An 18,510-nucleotide genomic window follows, 5' to 3' on the forward strand; every position below is an offset into this window, starting at 1 on the left:
ATATTTTCCAATTTATGATTGCACATTGATTATTTCAGCAATTTGCCGACACGTCCGACTGCGTTTCCTGCGGCTGCACCCGCCACGCTGCCCGCCATGCTTCCGGCTCGTCCCGCCATCTGGTTCACGTTGCGACCGTAACCGCCCATGCCTCCGGCTTGGATAATCCAGCCCGCAACGGTGGGAATGGTAAAGTAGCCGATGATGCCGATGCAGAGGAATACGATATACACCCCGTCGCTCGAATCCAGCGAGAAGTTCGGGTCTGCCTGCATCCGCTCGATGTCGTTTTGCAGCATCAGAACCTGTATCTTCGCCAGTATGGTGCTGAACATGTCCGATACCGGTAGCCACAGATAGACCTGTATATAGCGGCATATCCACTGCGTGAGCGTGTTTTGGAAACCGTCCCATACCGACAGGGCGAAGGCTATCGGACCGAGAATCGCCAGCACCACGAGAAAGAAGGTGCGGACGGTGTCTATCACGAGGGCGGCGGCTTGGAACAGCAGTTCGAGTATCTCGCGGAAGAAGTCGCGGATGCTCTTCTTCATGTTGTACATTCCCCGGTCGATATACATTCCCGCCATCGTCACCATGTCGGAGGGCGACCAGCCGAGTTCCTCCAGTTGCTTGTCAAATTCCTCGTTGGACACGAGGTAGGCGGTTTCGGGGTTGCGTACCATCGCCTCGTATTCCAGTTTGTCCTTCTGCTCCCGGTATCGGTTCATGTCCAGCGTTTCCGCCTCCAGCATCTTTGCCGTGCCCTGTACGACGGGTGAGAGGATGCTGTTTATCGTGCCCAGCACCACAGTCGGGAAGAACATGATGCACAGACCGATGGCAAAAGGACGGAGCATCGGGAATACGTCTATCGGTTCAGCTCTCGCCAGCGACTGCCATACCCGGTAGGCGACGTAGAACAGCGCACCCAGCCCGGCGATGCCTTTCGCCACACCAGCCATGTCCCCACACAGCGGCATCATCTGCTCATAAAGTGAACGTAAAATCTGATGAAGGTTGTCGAACTTCATAGGCTACCAGTATCTTTCGTTCATGTTCCCGTACAGCCCCATGATGCGGTCGAGGTCGTTCTTCTTTTTCGCACGCAGGTAACTCACGGAGATGTTCTTGTTCGTGTAGTAGCTCACGAGGTTGCGGTAACGCTTCATCTTCGAGTGGCAGCGTTCCACCACGTCCATGCGCTCCTTGTCGGTCATGGAGAGCGTGGTGATGTTCACCACGTTCCTGAGTTCCGTCAACACTTCGTTGCTTTCCTCCAGCAGTTTCGTGTAGCCGAAAGCGATTGCGGAAAGCTCTTCGGGTCTGAAATTCCCGTCACGGAGCATCCGTTGGAAACTGTTCACATAGATGTCTGTGATGTCGCCCACCATCAGGATGGTCTGCTGCACCTTGCGGGCGTCCTTGACCAGATTGTTCACCGATTTGAGGGCATCGTAATACTTCTTGCCCTGCTGATAGATTTTCACCGTCTCCTGAAAGTTGCTCACCATGTTCGTGGCGGTCTTGGAGGTATGGATGATGTTTTTGGAGGCATTGATGATGCCCTGCGCTAGATTGCCCGGATCGCTTACGACCCACTGTGCGCTTGCCCTGCCCGCGAAAAGCAGGCACAGGCAGATAATCATTGTTATTCTTGTTCTCATGTTACTTTGGATTTTAGTGGTTGTTATTCTTCGGTCGGATGTCCCGGCTGCGGCTTCACCCGCACATAGTCCCCGTTTGGCGAGAAAGTCAGCACATCCGTGGCCTCGTTGTAGGACACGTCGATGCGGAAGCCGGTGTTCATGAACAGGTTGCCGTTCTCCTCCTGCAAGAGATAGGTTTCCGGCTTGAGCTTGCGGCGCAGACCGCTACGACGGAACACCGTCACTTTGTAGGCTTCGCCCTCCTTGTAGATAAGCACGTCAGGTTTTCCCTCCACGCTCTCCCAGTTCCCGCACAGCATGTCGCGGCGGTTGTCGGCCACGTCGCAGGATTGCAGCATCATGACCGCCAATCCGATAAGGCACTTGCTGACTTGCAGCATTTTCACTTTTGGTAAATTCATACGCGTTTTTCTTTTTTGGTTGATACATTCTGTTTTTTAGTTATTCCTTGTTTCTCCGCCTTTCGGCAAGCTGCCGGATGGCGGCTTCGATGTCGTCGCCCAGCTTCTCCGCCAGACGGTAAACCTCCACTTTTTCCGTTTCCTCGGTGGTGTACGCCAGATACTCTTCCGCGCTGACCTCCGTGGCATAGACCGCCGACTGCGTGCCGCCCAAGCCTATCCACACCTCCTTGTAGAGCCGTGAAGGGTTGTTCGCCATGTTGATGGAGAGTATCTGCGACTTCTCCTTTTCCGTCAGTCCGAGCAACGCCTGTATCTGGTCGAACTTGTTCATATATTTCCTTTGGTCAAGCAGGATTTTACAATCCGAGTTGTTGATAATGCTCTCTTTGACCACCGGAGAACTGATAATGTCGTCCACCTCCTGCGTCACCACGATTGCCTCGCCGTAATATTTTCTGACCGTCTTATACATATAGCGCAGATATTCAGCCATGTTCGCCGATGAGAGGGCCTTCCAAGCCTCTTCCACGATAAGCTGTTTCCGCACGCCTTTCAGCCGCCGCATCTTGTTGATGAAGGCTTCCATGATGATGATGGTCACGACGGGGAACAGTTCGCGGTTTTCTTTAATCGAATCTATCTCGAAGACGATGAACCGCTTGCCGAGCAGGTCGATGTTCTCCGTGGAGTTGAGCAGGAAATCGTAACGCCCGCCCCGGTAATACTGCCGCATGGTGGTGAGCATGTTGTCGATGTTGAAGTCGGACTTCTCCACCTTGATGTCACGCTGTGCCAGTTCCTTGCGGTAGTCGTCACGCATATACTCGTAGAAGGTGTTGAACGACGGCACGATGCTACGGTCGGATTGGATGCGCTCAATATAGGCACTCACGGCACTGCCCAGCTCGCCGCTCTCCGTCTTTGTCACCTTGTCGTCCTCCGACTTCCAGAGCGTCAGCAACAGGGTCTTGATGCTGTCCTTCTTCTCCACGTCGAAGATGTAATCGTCGGTGTAGAACGGGTTGAAGCTGATGGGCTTATCTTCCGTGTAGGTGAAATACACACCGTCCGCTCCGCCTGTCTTGCGTCGGATCATGCCGCACAAGCCCTGATAGGAGTTTCCCGTGTCCACCAATACCACATGTGCGCCTTGCTCATAATATTGGCGCACGAGGTGGTTCATGAAGAAAGACTTGCCGCTGCCCGAAGGACCCAGCACGAACTTGTTGCGGTTGGTCGTGATACCTCGCTTCATGGGCAGGTCGGAGATGTCAAGGTGCAGCGGTTTTCCCGTGAGCCTGTCCACCATCTTGATGCCGAAGGGCGAGAGCGAGCTGCGGTAGTTGGTTTCCTCTGTGAACAGGCACACCGCCTGTTCGATGAAGGTGTGGAAACTCTCTTCCGCCGGGAAGTCCGCCGCATTGCCGGGTATCGCCGCCCAGTAGAGTGTCGGGCAGTCGATGGTGTTGTGGCGCGGCACGCATTCCATGCTTGCCAACTGGCTGCCCACGTCGTTCTTGATATGCTTCAGTTCCTCCGCATCGTCGCTCCACGCCATGACGTTGAAGTGTGCCCGTACCGAGGTCAGTCCGTAGGAATGGGCTTCGTTCAGGTATTGGTCTATCCACTCGCGGTTGATGCTGTTGCTCCTTGAATAGCGAGATAGCGACTGCATGTTACGGGCGGACTTCTCGAACTTCTGCAAGGTTTCCTCACTGTTGTCTATCAGCACATACTGGTTGTAGATATGGTTGCAGGAGAGCAGAAGCCCCACCGGGGAGGCGAATGACAGTCGGCAGTCACTCCGGTCGGTGGAGAGCTTCTCGTAACGGGTGTCGGTAGCCACCTTGCCCGGCAGGTCTTCCGCGTCGGAGAGGGTGTGCAGACACAGGCGGTTGTCGCCGATGCGCATCTCCCTTGCCGAAAGCTCGATGTCCTGCAAGGTGGTGTCACCTTCCGGCATGAGCGAGAAGTAGCGTTCAATAAGTCCCGTCTTTCCCTCAGTACCCACAATCTCATCGGTGGAGAGGCGGCGCAGCCTGACAAGCCCGCTGTCGTTCATGATGCGCTCGAACTGTTCGCAGGCTTCCAAGAACTTGGTCGTGGTTTCCCTGTCCAGCTCCTTCGGGATGATATGTCCCCGGCACAGCGTGCTGAAATTGCTCTGCATCCGGTTACGCTCCTTTGTTGTCTTGGTCAGGTAGAGGTAGCAGGTGTGTTTCAGGTACGGACGCTCGTTGAAGTGACGCTCGAAAGAGCGGCTTAAAAAGCTCATGTCGTCCTTCTGAAGCTCCGGTTTGTAGCGTTCCTTGATGAACCAGTCCTGTTTGTGGACGACGGAGTAGTCCGGCAGCACCTTGATAGCCTTGCACCAGCAACTGTGTATCGCCTCGTACTCCGCACCCGTCACGGTGTAAAGTTCCGGTAGTTCCACCTCGAAAGCCACCGTGATGTCGGCGTCCTTTGAGATGATGCAGCCATGCTCCACCGCTAAAAGTGGGAACCTGTTTTCCAGTGTTGTCATTTTCGATGTATTCCTCATTGTCTTTCTTCCTTTCGTTGTCGTTTGAACAGACGGGTTATCCGCCGCCGGTTGATAAGGTATCGGGGATGGCTCCGTGCCGCTCCTAATTTCATCAGCCCGTGTTCACCGTACCGGGCGTTCAGCGCGAAGGTCTGCCATACAAGGAGGGAGGACGATGCCGCGCCGAAGCCGATACATATCCACTGGTCGATACCGACCATGTAGAGGATGACGAACAGGACGAAGAGAGCCAGCAGACCTCCGCAGAAGATGAAGAGGTACTGTGCCTTCAAGCCCTTGAACTCTACCGGACGGCCGATACCCTTGTTGATTGGGTATTCAGCCATACATTATTTATTAAAGGAAGAATGAGCGCAGGATGGTGGCGGCAACAATCAGGAAGATGCACGCGCCGAACCACGAGGCGGCTGTCTTGCTGGTGTCGGGGTCGCCCGATGAAAACTTGCCGTACACTTTTACGCCCCCGATAAGCCCGACGACTGCACCGATGGCGTATATCAGTTTAGTTCCGGGGTCGAAATAAGAACTCACCATAGAGGTGGCTTCGTTGATGCCCGCGATGCCGTTTCCCTGCGCGAAAGCGGAGGCGGTTGCGGCGATGACAAGTGCCGCGGAGAGGATTGCTTTTCTGTTTTTCAAGATGTTCTTGTTCATAAACTGTTCTTGTTTTTTGCCGTCAAAAGGGTGGATGGTCCTTTGTCGGGCGGTTGATACTTTGTTTCTTTACTTTGGTTTTAGTGGATGCCCGTTTGTTTCCACGGACGTGGGCGTGTCCGTTGCGGATGGGGATGCGCCTTGCGTTTCCTCGCCGCGTGGGTTGATGTCATTCTTTCATGTTCATTTCTTTTATTGTTGTCATACATAGTTGCGAATGTCGAACTCCTCGATGTTGTCCGGCACGACGAACTCCTTTTCAGATTTCTTCAGCCGAATCTCGATAAGCCCCTTGATGCGGATGCCTATCTCCGAAGAGCCTTCCATCATTTTCTCGTACAACTCCGTGCCCTCCATGTCGGTGAACACCTTAGCCGCCTTTTCACGTTCCGCCTGTGTCGCGTCCGGGTTTTTGGCGGTCTTGCAGGCGTCGTCAATCTCGTCAAAGCTGCTGCCCGAAGCCCGTGGCGTGTCCGAGGCGTCCTCTTCCGGTTCGTCGTCCCCGTATCCCAGTTCCTCCGGCGGTATGCTCGTGAAGGTCTCATCGAGTTTTTCCTCCGGGACTTGTGCCGGGCGGGATGCGTTTCCCGTTTTTCCGTCGTCAAAAGTAGCCTCTTCCTCCGACAGCTCAATGCCTTTTTCAATAGTGGCGGCTTCTTGCGTCGGTATGGCAGCGGTTGTCCGGGTGGATGCCATCCTGAAACGGCTCTTGCCGATGATGTCCGCCTTTTCCGCAGGGACTTCCTCGTGTGCCGCTATGCGTTTAGCCTCATTCCCGTCCAGTGACCGCCATAATCCGACAATGCCCTTGAAGAAGCGGACAATCCGCGTGTCCATGATGCGCTCGTAAAGGAGCAGGAACAGGAACCAGAGGTTGCAGCCGACCGATACCGCCAGCAGAATGTCTGTCATGCTGATTGTGTAATTCATATCCTTCCGTTTTTGGTTAGAATACTGAATTGTAATTTCGGGCATAAAGGCTCTTTATCGCATCTTCGCACTGGTTGAAGTGGTGCGTCAGCACATGGTCGATGTAAGCGGACAGCGTAAGCCGGTCATGCCCGATTACACGGGTGATACGCATGATACGCTCGTGGTACTCCGGGCGCACATACGCCATCTTCCCCTCACGTGCCTTTACTTCCGGGTCGCGGATGAACAGGCGTTCATAGTCCTTCTCACTGCATTTGCCGCTTACCGGGACAGGCGACAGTATTTCCACACTCGCCTGCACTTGGGTAAACATACCTCCGCAGTCTTGCTGTGGTCTTTTTTCATTCGGTGTCATTTCTTTTTCCATTTTCAAATCAGATCTTCACGTTGTTTCTTGTACAGTTCGTTGATTCTCTCCTTGTGCTGTTCCAGATGCTGGCGCAGCACGGTATCCACATATCCGCCTACTGAGATTTCCCCTCCGGCGATGTCGTTCACGATTCTGAGGATCTTGCCGTGGACGTCACGGCTGATATAGACACATTGGCGGGTCTTTATCTCGTTGCGGCGCAGGAATAGCTCGTTGTAGTCCTCGTCCTGCCTTTTCCGGCGTCCACTTTCCCTCTGCGCTTTTTCCCGTGTTACGGGTTGCACAGGAGATGGTTCCGGTGCGGCGGTGTCCTCTTCGGTCGGTGCAGCTGCGGGTACTTCCTGTGCGGGGCGCAGTGTCCCGTCCTGTGTGCGCCGCCCGATGGAGGCTAACAGCAGTTCCTCGTCGATGCCTTCCGTGTTCACTTTCCTGCTGCCCATGCTCACTGCGGTCTGATGATGTCGCTTATCTCTTCGGAAAACTCCCGGATGCCACTCCCTTTCAGCAGTGCCGTGTCCATCGGGAAGATGGTGGAGCGGAAAACGCTCTTGCGCTCTTCCGAAAGGTCACGGCGGAACTTCTTGCTGTCGGGCAAGCGGGTGGAAAGTACCGGAAAGCCCATTTCGGCTATCACTTCCTCGTAGATGCCGTACAAGTCGTTCCTCTCCCTGCCGTCCACCATCGTCCAGAACAGATGCAGCCCCTTTGTTTTCGCCTGTCCGGTAGTCATCAGCCTGTCGCGGAACATCGTGACGAATTTCAGGGTACTCTCCACGACAAAGCGGTCGGCACTCAGCGGAGTGAAAATGTAGTCCATCTGCGAGAGCGTCTTTATCACGCCGTTGCTTCGGAGTGTGCCGGGCATGTCGAAGAACACCACGTCGGGTTTCACGTCCTCAGTGGCAATCATCCTCTCGGCATCGTCGAGGGCGTTCACCGCATTGCTTTTGACGATGGTGTAGGCGTTCTTTTTGATCCGGCGGAAATGGTCGCAAGCGAGAGCCTTGAAGTAGGTGCTGCTGTCGATAAGCCCCATTTCGTGTTCGCGCAGCCCGTGGATGCTGTGCTGCGGGTCGTCGCAGTCCACGACGGCGACATTGTAGCCTTTCACGTTGTGCAGGTAGCTGGCGGCAAGTGCCGTGACAGTGGATTTGCCGATGCCACCTTTCTGTGTTGCGAATGCAACGAAGATTTCCTTACTCATAGTTCCATTTATTTTAATTGTTGATGATTTGTTTTTCTGTTTCCATACGGATTTGGCTGTCGCACCATCCGCTTCCGTGACTACACACGCAGGCGGGTCGTCGCGTATCCGGTTCTGTGGTGAAGCGGTGCGTCGGACAAATGGTGATTGACGACATTGCGTCATGAAGTCATTGAATCCATACGTCACCGAATTGTCGGAGAACCGGGTTTCCGACGGTTCGGGTATCCGTTTCGGCAAGTATCCGAAGAAGCGGATTTCCGGGTATTTGAATGTTCCGTTTATCATATCTTCAAATCGTTCGTTTCTTGAATCATGCTGCAAATAAACAAGTATATTTTGGAACCTGTATCACTTCTCCGGCAAGTGGCGGCACGTTGCGCCGGTTGGCAGTCATTGACCGGGTCAAGCATCTGTCCGATACCGCTTTAAGGGCGTAACTTTGCACCCGGACAGCAGGGTTCGCCGATGACGCGCGGCCCGGAGTCCTGAAAGGTATTTTCCCAATCCGTCCCCTGACGGATTTTTATGTTCACCTGAACATAGCAAGATGTCTTTTCAGCCGCTCAAAATATTTTGAGCAGCCACGAAAAGCACTTGCCCTTGCAGGGGGCGGGCTTTCCCTCCGAAGTCGGGAAGCCTTTCAGAACTGCGGTGCTGTAATCCGAAGCGGCGGCTTATGCCGTCAATCCGCTAAATCCAAAGTAATATGAAAGAGAAAAGGAAAAGCAAATCAGGGAGAAATCCCAAACTTGATCCGGCGGTGTACCGGTACACCGTCCGTTTCAACGAGGAGGAACACAACCGTTTCCTCGCCATGTTCGGAAAATCGGGTGTCTATGCACGGTCTGTTTTCCTCAAAGCGCACTTCTTCGGGCAACCGTTCAAGGTGCTGAAGGTGGACAAGACGTTGGTGGACTATTACACCAAACTGTCGGATTTTCATGCACAATTCCGTGCCGTGGGTACGAATTACAACCAAGTCGTGAAGGAACTGAGGCTGCATTTTTCAGAGAAAAAGGCGATGGCGTTGCTCTACAAATTAGAGCAACACACCGTCGAACTCGTGAAACTGAGCCGCCGGATTGTGGAACTTTCAAGGGAAATGGAGGCAAAATGGTCGCAAAAATCAGTGTAGGAAGTTCGTTGTACGGCGCGATTGCCTACAACGGGGAGAAGATTAACGAGGCGCAGGGGCGGCTTCTCACCACCAACCGCATCTACAATGACGGTTCGGGAACGGTGGACATAGGCAAGGCGATGGAGGGTTTTCTCACCTTCCTGCCACCGCAGATGAAGATCGAGAAGCCGGTGGTGCATATCTCTCTCAACCCGCACCCGGAGGATGTGCTGACCGATATTGAGTTGCAGAATATCGCCCGCGAGTATCTGGAAAAACTCGGTTTCGGAAACCAGCCTTATCTTGTATTCAAGCACGAGGACATCGACCGCCACCACCTGCACATCGTGACGGTCAACGTGGACGAGAACGGGAAAAGGCTCAACCGGGATTTTCTCTACCGCCGCAGCGACCGTATCCGCAGGGAACTGGAACAGAAGTACGGATTGCATCCGGCAGAACGTAAAAATCAGAGATTGGATAATCCGTTGCGCAAGGTGGCCGCATCGGCAGGTGATGTGAAGAAGCAGGTAGGCAACACCGTGAAGGCTCTGAATGGGCAGTACCGTTTCCAGACGATGGGCGAATACCGTGCGCTCCTTTCCTTATATAATATGACGGTGGAGGAAGCGAGGGGCAACGTGCGCGGACGGGAGTATCACGGGCTGGTCTATTCCGTCACGGACGACAAGGGTAACAAGGTGGGCAACCCGTTCAAATCCTCGCTTTTCGGGAAGTCCGCAGGCTATGAAGCCGTACAGAAGAAGTTTGTCCGTTCCAAATCGGAAATCAAGGATAGGAAACTGGCAGACATGACGAAACGCACCGTCCTTTCCGTGCTGCAAGGCACTTATGACAAGGACAAATTTGTATCCCAACTCAAAGAGAAGGGCATCGACACCGTACTGCGCTACACAGAGGAAGGGCGCATCTATGGGGCTACCTTCATCGACCACCGCACGGGATGCGTGCTGAACGGTTCGCGCATGGGTAAGGAGCTTTCGGCGAATGCCTTGCAGGAACACTTCACCCTGCCATACGCCGGACAACCGCCGATACCGCTATCCATCCCTGTGGATGCTGCGGACAAGGCACACGGGCAGACCGCCTACGACAGTGAAGATATATCGGGCGGTATGGGCTTGCTCACTCCCGAAGGTCCGGCGGTAGATGCCGAGGAAGAGGCTTTCATCCGGGCGATGAAGCGCAAAAAGAAGAAAAAACGCAAGGGCTTGGGTATGTAATCAGAGTATCAACAATTAAAAAATCAATGTATGTCACAACAAGAAGACGATTTGAGGGCATTGGCGAAAATCATGGATTTTCTGCGTGCCGTGAGTATCATTTTAGTGGTCATGAACGTGTACTGGTTCTGCTACGAAGCCATCCGGCTGTGGGGCGTGAACATCGGCGTGGTGGACAAAATCCTTCTGAACTTCGACCGCACGGCGGGGCTGTTCCATTCCATTCTCTACACGAAGCTGTTTTCCGTCCTTTTGCTTGCCTTGTCCTGTCTGGGTACGAAGGGTGTCAAGGGTGAGAAAATCACTTGGGGGAGAATCTGGACAGCATTTGCCGTCGGGTTCGTGCTGTTTTTCCTGAACTGGTGGTTGCTGCCCCTGCCGCTGCCGCTTGAAGCGGTGACGGGACTGTATGTCCTTACCATTGGAACGGGCTATGTCTGCCTGTTGATGGGTGGTCTGTGGATGAGCCGCCTGTTGAAACACAATTTGATGGAGGATGTTTTCAACAACGAGAACGAGAGTTTCATGCAGGAAACGAGGCTTATCGAAAGCGAGTATTCGGTCAATCTGCCGACACGTTTCTATTACAGGAAACGCTGGAACAACGGTTGGATCAATGTAGTTAATCCCTTCCGTGCGTCCATCGTGTTGGGTACGCCGGGCAGCGGCAAGTCCTATGCCGTGGTAAACAATTTTATCAAGCAACAGATTGAAAAGGGCTTTAGTCAATACATCTACGATTTCAAGTATCCCGACCTATCTACTATTGCCTACAACCATTTGCTGAACCACCCGGACGGCTACAAGGTAAAGCCGAAGTTCTATGTGATCAACTTCGACGACCCGCGACGCTCTCATCGGTGCAATCCCATTCACCCGGATTTTATGGAAGATATTACGGATGCCTATGAGAGTGCCTACACAATAATGCTCAACCTCAATAAAACGTGGGTGCAAAAGCAGGGCGACTTCTTCGTGGAGTCACCTATCATTCTGTTTGCCAGTATTATCTGGTATCTCAAAATCTATCAGAACGGGAAGTTTTGCACGTTTCCCCATGCTATCGAGTTTCTGAACCGCCGTTACGAGGATATATTTCCGATACTGACCTCTTATCCGGAGCTGGAGAACTACCTTTCGCCGTTCATGGATGCGTGGCTTGGAGGGGCTGCGGAGCAGCTCATGGGTCAGATAGCGTCGGCAAAAATCCCGCTTTCGAGGATGATTTCACCGCAGCTCTACTGGGTGATGTCAGACAGCGAGTTTACGCTGGACATCAACAATCCCGAAGAGCCGAAAATCCTCTGCGTGGGTAACAATCCCGACCGTCAGAATATCTACGGTGCGGCACTCGGTCTGTATAATTCCCGTATCGTGAAGCTCATCAACAAGAAGGGGATGCTGAAGTCATCGGTCATCATCGACGAGTTGCCCACAATATACTTCAAAGGGTTGGACAATCTTATAGCTACCGCCCGAAGCAACAAGGTTGCCGTGTGTCTGGGCTTTCAGGATTTCAGCCAGTTAGTGCGTGACTACGGGGACAAAGAGGCGAAAGTGGTGATGAACACTGTCGGCAATATTTTCTCCGGTCAGGTGGTGGGGGAAACAGCCAAGACGCTCTCCGAGCGGTTCGGTAAGGTGTTGCAGAAACGGCAGTCCATCTCCATCAACCGGCAGGATGTTTCCACCTCCATCAACACGCAGATGGACGCGCTCATTCCACCGAGTAAGATTTCCGGGCTTACGCAGGGAATGTTTGTCGGTTCTGTATCCGACAACTTCAACGAGCGTATCGAGCAGAAGATTTTTCATTGCGAGATTGTGGTGGATGCCGAAAAGGTGAAACGGGAAGAAAGTGCCTACAAGAAAATTCCCGTCATTACAAACTTCACGGACGAGGACGGCAACGACCGCATGAAGGAAACGGTGCAGGCGAACTACCGGCGCATCAAGGAAGAGGTGAAGCAGATTGTGCAGGAGGAACTGGAGCGTATCAAAAACGATCCGGTGCTGTGTAAACTGCTACCAGATAATGAGACTGTCTAACAAGTCCCCAAAATTGAAAATTATCCCTATCGAAGTTTGAAGTGACCCCCAAAAGTTGGATACAATTTTTTTGGGGGGCACTTCAGTTCTGACGGGTAAAATCGTAAAATTCGGACTTGTTAGACAAATACTTACGCGGTTTCAACCTCAGGTACTGAATCTATCGAATTGACAAATTTAACCAATTGCGGATCTGAATCTTTTTGTATGAGGTTTCGGAGACTCTTTTTCAATTCATAAGCATCATCCCCTGCTGTATTTATTAAATCCATATAAAAATCTTTGTTTTGCAGAATCAATGAACGGCATGCCCCATCGGAAATTACAGGTTTCACTATTTTATCAATAACGTCTCCAGCTTGACTTTTCAAATTACCATGCGATCTAAGCCATGTTTCGAAAAATTGAAACTTTATTGCATTGATAGTCTTTTTACCGATGCAGAAATCATTTCTTATATCGGTAACTGTCGATTTAATTTTTCGTTTATCCAATCTTTCAACTATATTCTTGAAACAATTAGGGAAAGGATTCAAACTTTGAGTTCCAGAAGCAATATCCATCAGAATCTTTTTGCCAAATTCAGTCAAGTTATCTGGCAAGGATTTGATTTTAGCCAGTAAATGTTTTATTGCGACAAACCAATAATATGATGTATGTGCTGTTCTTTGGGCGTATAATGTATCAACACTTATTTCAGACAACGCTTCGAACGCTATTTTATTGATATGATCGGTCAGGACATTGCTTATTTTAGTGGTCAAATCGTAAAAAGATGCGTCAGGAATTACATCTTTAATATTGTTCTTAGTGATATACTTATCCAAATCGGTATTCCACTCTGCTAAATGCTCGATAAATACCTCATCCGTTACACCTATTCTGTTCTTAATATCTTCAAATTGGGGCAATATGTCTGAGAGCAATAATTTATAGCCAAGTTTATGATTTACCATGTATTGTAGTGTTTCATTTAATAGCGGTATATTCCATCCCACACTATTTACTAATAAGTCTCCATGATCCACATAATAGTCCATGAGTTCTGCAACATATTTTATATCTCCACCCTCTATTAAGGAAACGGAATGACCATGTGCCAATTGCATGGCGACTAAATCGTAATATCCAGACTCTTTAATGTTTCGGCCATCAGTTTCTAATTCAGAATGCAACTGATTTATGTAGGTTGAATCTAACGTTACAGGTAAAGGTCTTTCTTCGTCAGATGCCAATAAACGATAGGTTGTAAATATAGCCCCTATATTATCTTTATTTACATTCTGTTCATCAATGCAATTCGTGATCGCTTGCAAAAGCGTTGGAAACGTATAGGTAGAATTATCTTTTAACGTTTTTACAATATCTGCATGGTCGAAATTATCGGGTAGTAAGTTTGCCAAATAATTATCGAGCGCCTCCGAATTTGTTGCTACTTGATAATATTTATATGCTTTAGTTGTCGCGTTATCCCGATAGGCAGCATCTGTTGCATTTGCAGCTTGAATATAATCGATAAATGTATTTGGCTTGACTGTTTTTGCTTCAATCAATGACGTAAAATCGCACGCCAACTTATTTTGCGCAATAAACCTGTCTATTGCATCTAACGTTTTGAAATAGTCGCCGCCATTGAAGTCATTGAACCGAACTATCTTCTTATATAATTGAGCAATCACATGGTTTTGGCTTTCCGTGTCTAAATGCAACAGCAGTTCTTGGTATTCGACAGGGAACACCTGCTTCTCTATGGATTCTTTTAATTTCAATTGTGCTATTCTTTGCCATACACGCAGAATAACATCGCTCTTTCGAGTTAATTTATGCAAACAATGTATAATCTTATCGATAAGCGCATTGTCCATACATTGTATAACTTCTTCTAATACAGTGTCAAATTGTTTATTAGTCTCTGCATATTGATTTATGTCGTGGTCTTCTTCTCCGTTGATGCAGCCTTCAATATATTTTTTCAATGGAATTTGTCGAGCATCTTCAACATCGACACCATATACCAAAGCTGCAATTTCGCGTTGTGTTTGCAGATCATTGTTAATTATTGTTTGAATGCCATTCAGATAGTCGCCGGACAATATTTGTTCTACTGGATTTGCCAGAATATCCGTCTTCTTCAAACAGAACAATGCTATGTTTATCATCAAAATTTCGTTACACCACTCTTGTTTAAGAGCGACCATCTCATTGATATATGATATAATTTCCCTAACATTGGCATTAGGATTTACCAATCTGAATATCCGATTTATAGTTTCTTTCGCTTCATTTTCTGTTTCTCCAAATGCTTCAACAAACAGTTTGTTGAATATACTTCGATAGTCGGTAATAACAGGAGGAGCAACACGATAAACAATAGGGAAAGTTTTATTGATAAAATACTTGGTCAGTTGTTTCGTTTGTTCGTCGGTCTCATCTCCGAATGCACAAGCTAAATGTGTTTCATCGAAAGGAATAACAGCCCAAACATTTTCAAAACCGCTATCGGCGAAGAACGTATGGATAGAAGACCATAATTCTTTTACTTTTTCAGCGGGGAGACGATCCATGTTGTCAAAAACAAGGACTAATTTACGTTGTCCTTTTTCCTTGATAAAATCAGAAATGTCTTGCATCCATGTTTTGAACTCGTAAACCGTTGGTTCGTCTTCGCTCAAAGTCTCATAGCAAACGTCCTTTTCGACTTTATCTTGATAAATAGCTAACATATAACTCCATCCATATTTATGATCTTTGCTATATGCCCATTTCCAAACGCACAATGCAATAAGAACTGGCAGTGCAGCTATGATAATAGACAATAAAGAAAACCACCATGTTGTGGGTGTAGGTTTTACTGCATACGCAATAAATGTAAATATCGGAGTTAAAACTGCAACCAAAAATGCCGCAACCATACCATTACTGATAAGGGGATATTTTTCGGTTACGGTCTCCGTTTTACGGGCTAATAAATATTTCAGCTTTTCAGACCATGATACGGTTTTCGTACCTCCACCTTTGACTTTTATTGTTGCATTTCCAGATAGGATACCATCATCAATAAGTTTGCTTGTAAGCAATTCCAATATAGAGCGGCGTTGCAAGTCCTCTTGATGTCCCCATGCGTCATACTCAAAAAAGTAATAGTCGTCTGATAATTCACGTTCCAACATTTTAACCACGTTGGATTTTCCAGATCCCCAAATACCTTCGATGCCGATAATTCGAGGTAAAGTACATTCCTCATCCAATGAATCATTCTGACAAAAATGGCGAGCAATAGTTTTTGCCAACCTTTCTTGCGAACCTCCATCGAATTTGTCAATACCACACGGTTTATTTTGGATAAACCGCGGATATTGCTGTTTGGATTGTAGTTTTGTTTCCATATACGTAATTTATTGATTATACGAACTCCAAATAATTCTCCCGATTTACCACATGAAACTCGGCATAGGGATAGGCTTCTTGGAAGGCTTTCGGTGCGGCCGGCATTTTATTTCCCCACTTGAACTCCAAGGCGGTAAGACTGTCGGCACTCTCCTCAATCAGGTCGATTTCCTGTTTGTCGTAGGTGCGCCAGAAATAGAACTCCCTGTGCAGTCCCTCATTGAAGTTCGCTTTGCGCCGCTCTCCGATGATGTAGTTCTCCCACAGCGCACCGACATCCTGCCGAATGGCCAGCGGTGAGAAAGCCCCGATAATGGCATTGCGAATGCCGTTGTCGTAGAAGTACCACTTGCCAGCTTTTGTAACCTCCTTGCGTAGGTTACGCGAATAAGCCCCCAGACGATAGATAACGAAGACCTTTTCCAATAGGTCGAGGTATTTTTCAACGGTCGTCTTGCTCATGCCGAGTTGTTTACCTAACTCTTCGTAAGAAACTTCGCTGCCCAACTGAAAAGCTATCAATCGCAGTAGATCGCGCATCTTGCTCGAATTTTTTAAGCCGTCAATTGCTAAGATATCTTTAAGCAGGTATGCACCGACAATATCACGTAGGTAGTCTGTTTTACGTTCATAGTTCTCCATCATTACTACTTCGGGATAGGAACCGTAAATCAAGCGCGCTTCGAGGTTCTGGCGGGTTTCAAGTGCCGTTTCCGTCTGTGCGATTTCCCGTTGCGAGAATGGTGTAAGGAGAAATTGCGTACTGCGGCCGACCAACGGTTCACCAGTCTTATTCAGCAAATCGAATGACGAAGAACCACTTGCCAAGACACTTATTCCCGGTATTTCATCAACTATCAACTTCAGAATACTACCGATTTGTGGTATGTTCTGTGCCTCATCAATAGCCAGCAAATCAATACCATCCAATAAATGCCGATAATTGGCTATTGAGCGATTCTCCAATAGTGCTAATGTGTCGTAGTCTTCGCCGTTGAGCATCATCGTCCTACCTGAATAGTTGTCCACAATTTTACGCATCATTACCGTTTTACCAACACGGCGAGCACCAAAAATCAGTACTGCTTTATTGGGCGCGATTCGTGCTGTAATCTTCTCTTGAAGTATTCTATTTACTGTTTCCATACCTTATAAAATATAATGCAAAGATAATCATATTTTTTTAATTGGCGAATTTTACAAAAAAAACGGGCTATTAAATGGCGATTTTTACAACCACAATCTTATGGAAGTTGTTTCATTGTTTTTAGTAATGATATATGTTCATACTATGATGACTCAATAATTTACCAGACATACGTTTCTGAAATTTGTCCTTATAGGAATGAAAAACTCACATATATTGTGCTAATTAATATATAATTAAATGAAAATAAAAAGACAGGATACGAGTATTCCTGTCTTCTCATATGTAATGGATATTTTTTTATTTTCTCATCCGCTCCAACTCCTCATCACGCAACATTCTCTCGTTCAGTTTTTCCTGCATCCTGTCAATGAAATAGGTGCGGCTTTCGTTCTTCCGGCGTTTGATATCAGTGTAGAAGCGGTAGCAGTCTTTAGAATCAACCCCGAATATCTTATAGAGAAGTGGGGCGAGCTGTTTGAGCGGCATATTGCCGTTGTTGATGCAGCCCATCACGTCTATGCCGTAGATAAGTTCCACGAGGTCGATGGCATTGCCCGTCCATTGAAGAAGGCTGGCGGTGGTTTCTGTTGCGTTGTTGGCGGATATTAGTGGTGGCACTTGGGGCGTGGCAAGGAATTTCTGCATCTTTCTTACGAAAGACAGAGCCTTGCTGACGTAGGCGGCAATCTCTCTTTTTTCTTCTGACAGATTACGTACGGGATGGTGCTGCAACTCGATTTCGATGTAGGCAAGCGCGATGACGGTAAGGTTCATGTCCATGCCGCCGTTGCACAGTTCGATCACTTGGGTGGCGAAAGCCGTGTATGCCGTTTCCATATTGCAGTCGCCGGCTTCGTTTATCAGGCGGAAAAAGTCGGTTTCCGCCAGCAAGAAATAATTCATGGTTCTGTCAATTTTGAAAATTACACTTTGTTTTCTGCGTGCGCACATGAATATAATTGGCAAAAAACGCGGCAGAAAATAAAAAATCCAACACTCAATTTTACAAAGTGCTGGATTTCAGAGGTATAAAATTCAGTATTTTTTCACAAGGACAAATTATCTCCGACTTAAATTGTTTGTAATCGGAACATTTATTCTATTCCTGAAAATAGAAATGTATGCTTGCCGCACATTTTGGCTATCTTGCTTTTTTATCAAGGATATAGATAATGCGACATACACCGTTGGGATAGCTTTTCAAAGAGGAAAGCGTCCAGTGTTGCTCTGGCAGAGCCGACTTAAAAAAATGTCGTCCGCTTCCGGATATGAAAGGAACGGTGTATAGTATGATTTCATCCACAGCGTGCATCCGCAGCAGTCCGTTTATATAGTCTGCCGTGTCCGGTGTGGCTTCCGCGAGGTAACGGATGTTTGTGCAGTCTTTTCTCCATTCGTGCAGCATTGAAATGGAATAGTCCGGTGTCACACGGTAAAAGGCTTTCTTCCTGATTTCATCAAGACCGCAACGGTCAAGGCACAAATCCTGATGTGCTTTATCATATAACTCTGAAGAAAGACATCCGTCCATCGTCAGTACGGCGAGAATCTGAACTTTACCCATAATCGTTTCCTTTCGTTAGGCAAGGGTAAAAAAGTAGCGTGCAATTCACACTACCTTCAAGCGATGGCTCTGGTAAAGCCTTTACGGAGAGTACGTGAATGCACGCTATGCGTAAGCATAGCATAAGCATCACGCAATCGTCTCCGTAGTTCCAATTTACCAGATTTTCGCTTGAAACGCCTTGCGGTCTTATCCTATATGTTGGCGGCGAAAAGC

General features: G+C 48.6%; 17 protein-coding genes. 3 read left to right on the forward strand and 14 right to left on the reverse strand.

Annotated features, from left to right (window positions below):
- Positions 1-29 precede the first annotated feature (29 nt).
- The 10 genes from traJ to C237_RS0110645 all read right to left on the reverse strand — a co-directional run bounded on the left by traJ (position 30) and on the right by C237_RS0110645 (position 8,068).
- Positions 30-1,034: a conjugative transposon protein TraJ gene (traJ, locus tag C237_RS0110595; RefSeq protein WP_004291518.1), complete on the reverse strand. Its 1,005-nt coding sequence runs from the start codon at positions 1,032-1,034 to the stop codon at positions 30-32.
- Between the two features lie 3 nt (positions 1,035-1,037).
- Positions 1,038-1,667, reverse strand: coding sequence for a DUF4141 domain-containing protein (locus tag C237_RS14355; protein WP_004304283.1), 630 nt, complete (start codon positions 1,665-1,667; stop codon positions 1,038-1,040).
- A 23-nt stretch (positions 1,668-1,690) separates the two neighbouring features.
- Complete coding sequence (locus C237_RS14360; protein WP_004291516.1) at positions 1,691-2,071, reverse strand: DUF3876 domain-containing protein; 381 nt, start codon at positions 2,069-2,071, stop codon at positions 1,691-1,693.
- 40 nt (positions 2,072-2,111) lie between these two features.
- Entirely contained in the window at positions 2,112-4,616 is a 2,505-nt protein-coding gene (locus tag C237_RS13390) for a TraG family conjugative transposon ATPase (RefSeq protein WP_004291515.1), read from the reverse strand.
- Entirely contained in the window at positions 4,613-4,945 is a 333-nt protein-coding gene (locus C237_RS13395; RefSeq protein WP_004291514.1) for a DUF4133 domain-containing protein, read from the reverse strand. The genes C237_RS13390 and C237_RS13395 overlap by 4 nt, the downstream gene beginning before the upstream one ends.
- 10 nt (positions 4,946-4,955) lie before the next feature.
- Positions 4,956-5,261, reverse strand: a complete 306-nt coding sequence (locus C237_RS0110625) for a DUF4134 domain-containing protein (RefSeq protein WP_394810154.1) — start codon at positions 5,259-5,261, stop codon at positions 4,956-4,958.
- 213 nt (positions 5,262-5,474) lie between these two features.
- Positions 5,475-6,203: a hypothetical protein gene (locus tag C237_RS0110630; protein ID WP_004304280.1), complete on the reverse strand. Its 729-nt coding sequence runs from the start codon at positions 6,201-6,203 to the stop codon at positions 5,475-5,477.
- A gap of 16 nt (positions 6,204-6,219) precedes the next feature.
- Positions 6,220-6,573 (reverse strand): DUF3408 domain-containing protein, encoded by a 354-nt coding sequence (locus C237_RS0110635; protein ID WP_004291505.1) that lies wholly within the window; start codon positions 6,571-6,573, stop codon positions 6,220-6,222.
- 2 nt (positions 6,574-6,575) lie between these two features.
- Positions 6,576-7,001, reverse strand: coding sequence for a DUF3408 domain-containing protein (locus tag C237_RS0110640; protein ID WP_425343211.1), 426 nt, complete (start codon positions 6,999-7,001; stop codon positions 6,576-6,578).
- A gap of 17 nt (positions 7,002-7,018) precedes the next feature.
- Positions 7,019-8,068, reverse strand: coding sequence for a ParA family protein (locus C237_RS0110645; protein ID WP_004291492.1), 1,050 nt, complete (start codon positions 8,066-8,068; stop codon positions 7,019-7,021).
- Between the two features lie 421 nt (positions 8,069-8,489).
- On the opposite strand from C237_RS0110645, the gene mobA reads away from it, so the two are divergent.
- Genes mobA through mobC form a run of 3 tightly spaced genes read left to right on the forward strand, consistent with a single transcriptional unit; the run spans position 8,490 to position 12,193 of the window.
- Positions 8,490-8,918, forward strand: coding sequence for a conjugal transfer protein MobA (gene mobA / locus C237_RS0110650; protein WP_004291488.1), 429 nt, complete (start codon positions 8,490-8,492; stop codon positions 8,916-8,918).
- The gene (mobB, locus tag C237_RS0110655) at positions 8,897-10,144 is read left to right on the forward strand and encodes a conjugal transfer protein MobB (protein ID WP_004291483.1); all 1,248 of its coding nucleotides are present in this window, start codon (positions 8,897-8,899) and stop codon (positions 10,142-10,144) included. Before mobA ends, mobB begins: the two co-directional genes overlap by 22 nt.
- 30 nt (positions 10,145-10,174) lie before the next feature.
- A complete protein-coding gene (gene mobC / locus C237_RS0110660) occupies positions 10,175-12,193 on the forward strand; it encodes a conjugal transfer protein MobC (protein ID WP_004291482.1) in 2,019 nt (672 codons plus the stop codon).
- A 131-nt stretch (positions 12,194-12,324) separates the two neighbouring features.
- On the opposite strand, the gene C237_RS0110665 is transcribed toward mobC, so the two are convergent.
- The 4 genes from C237_RS0110665 to C237_RS0110685 all read right to left on the reverse strand — a co-directional run bounded on the left by C237_RS0110665 (position 12,325) and on the right by C237_RS0110685 (position 18,294).
- The gene (locus C237_RS0110665; protein ID WP_004291481.1) at positions 12,325-15,579 is read right to left on the reverse strand and encodes a P-loop NTPase fold protein; all 3,255 of its coding nucleotides are present in this window, start codon (positions 15,577-15,579) and stop codon (positions 12,325-12,327) included.
- A gap of 16 nt (positions 15,580-15,595) precedes the next feature.
- On the reverse strand, positions 15,596-16,726 hold the full coding sequence (locus C237_RS0110670) for an ATP-binding protein (RefSeq protein WP_004291480.1): 1,131 nt from the start codon (positions 16,724-16,726) through the stop codon (positions 15,596-15,598).
- 301 nt (positions 16,727-17,027) lie between these two features.
- Positions 17,028-17,633, reverse strand: coding sequence for an RteC domain-containing protein (locus C237_RS14370; protein ID WP_004304269.1), 606 nt, complete (start codon positions 17,631-17,633; stop codon positions 17,028-17,030).
- Positions 17,634-17,871: 238 nt separating this feature from the next.
- Entirely contained in the window at positions 17,872-18,294 is a 423-nt protein-coding gene (locus C237_RS0110685; RefSeq protein WP_004291474.1) for a dihydrofolate reductase family protein, read from the reverse strand.
- Positions 18,295-18,510 lie beyond the last annotated feature (216 nt).

Origin of the sequence: Riemerella columbina DSM 16469, assembly GCF_000374405.1 — a bacterium.
Classification (GTDB): domain Bacteria; phylum Bacteroidota; class Bacteroidia; order Flavobacteriales; family Weeksellaceae; genus Riemerella; species Riemerella columbina.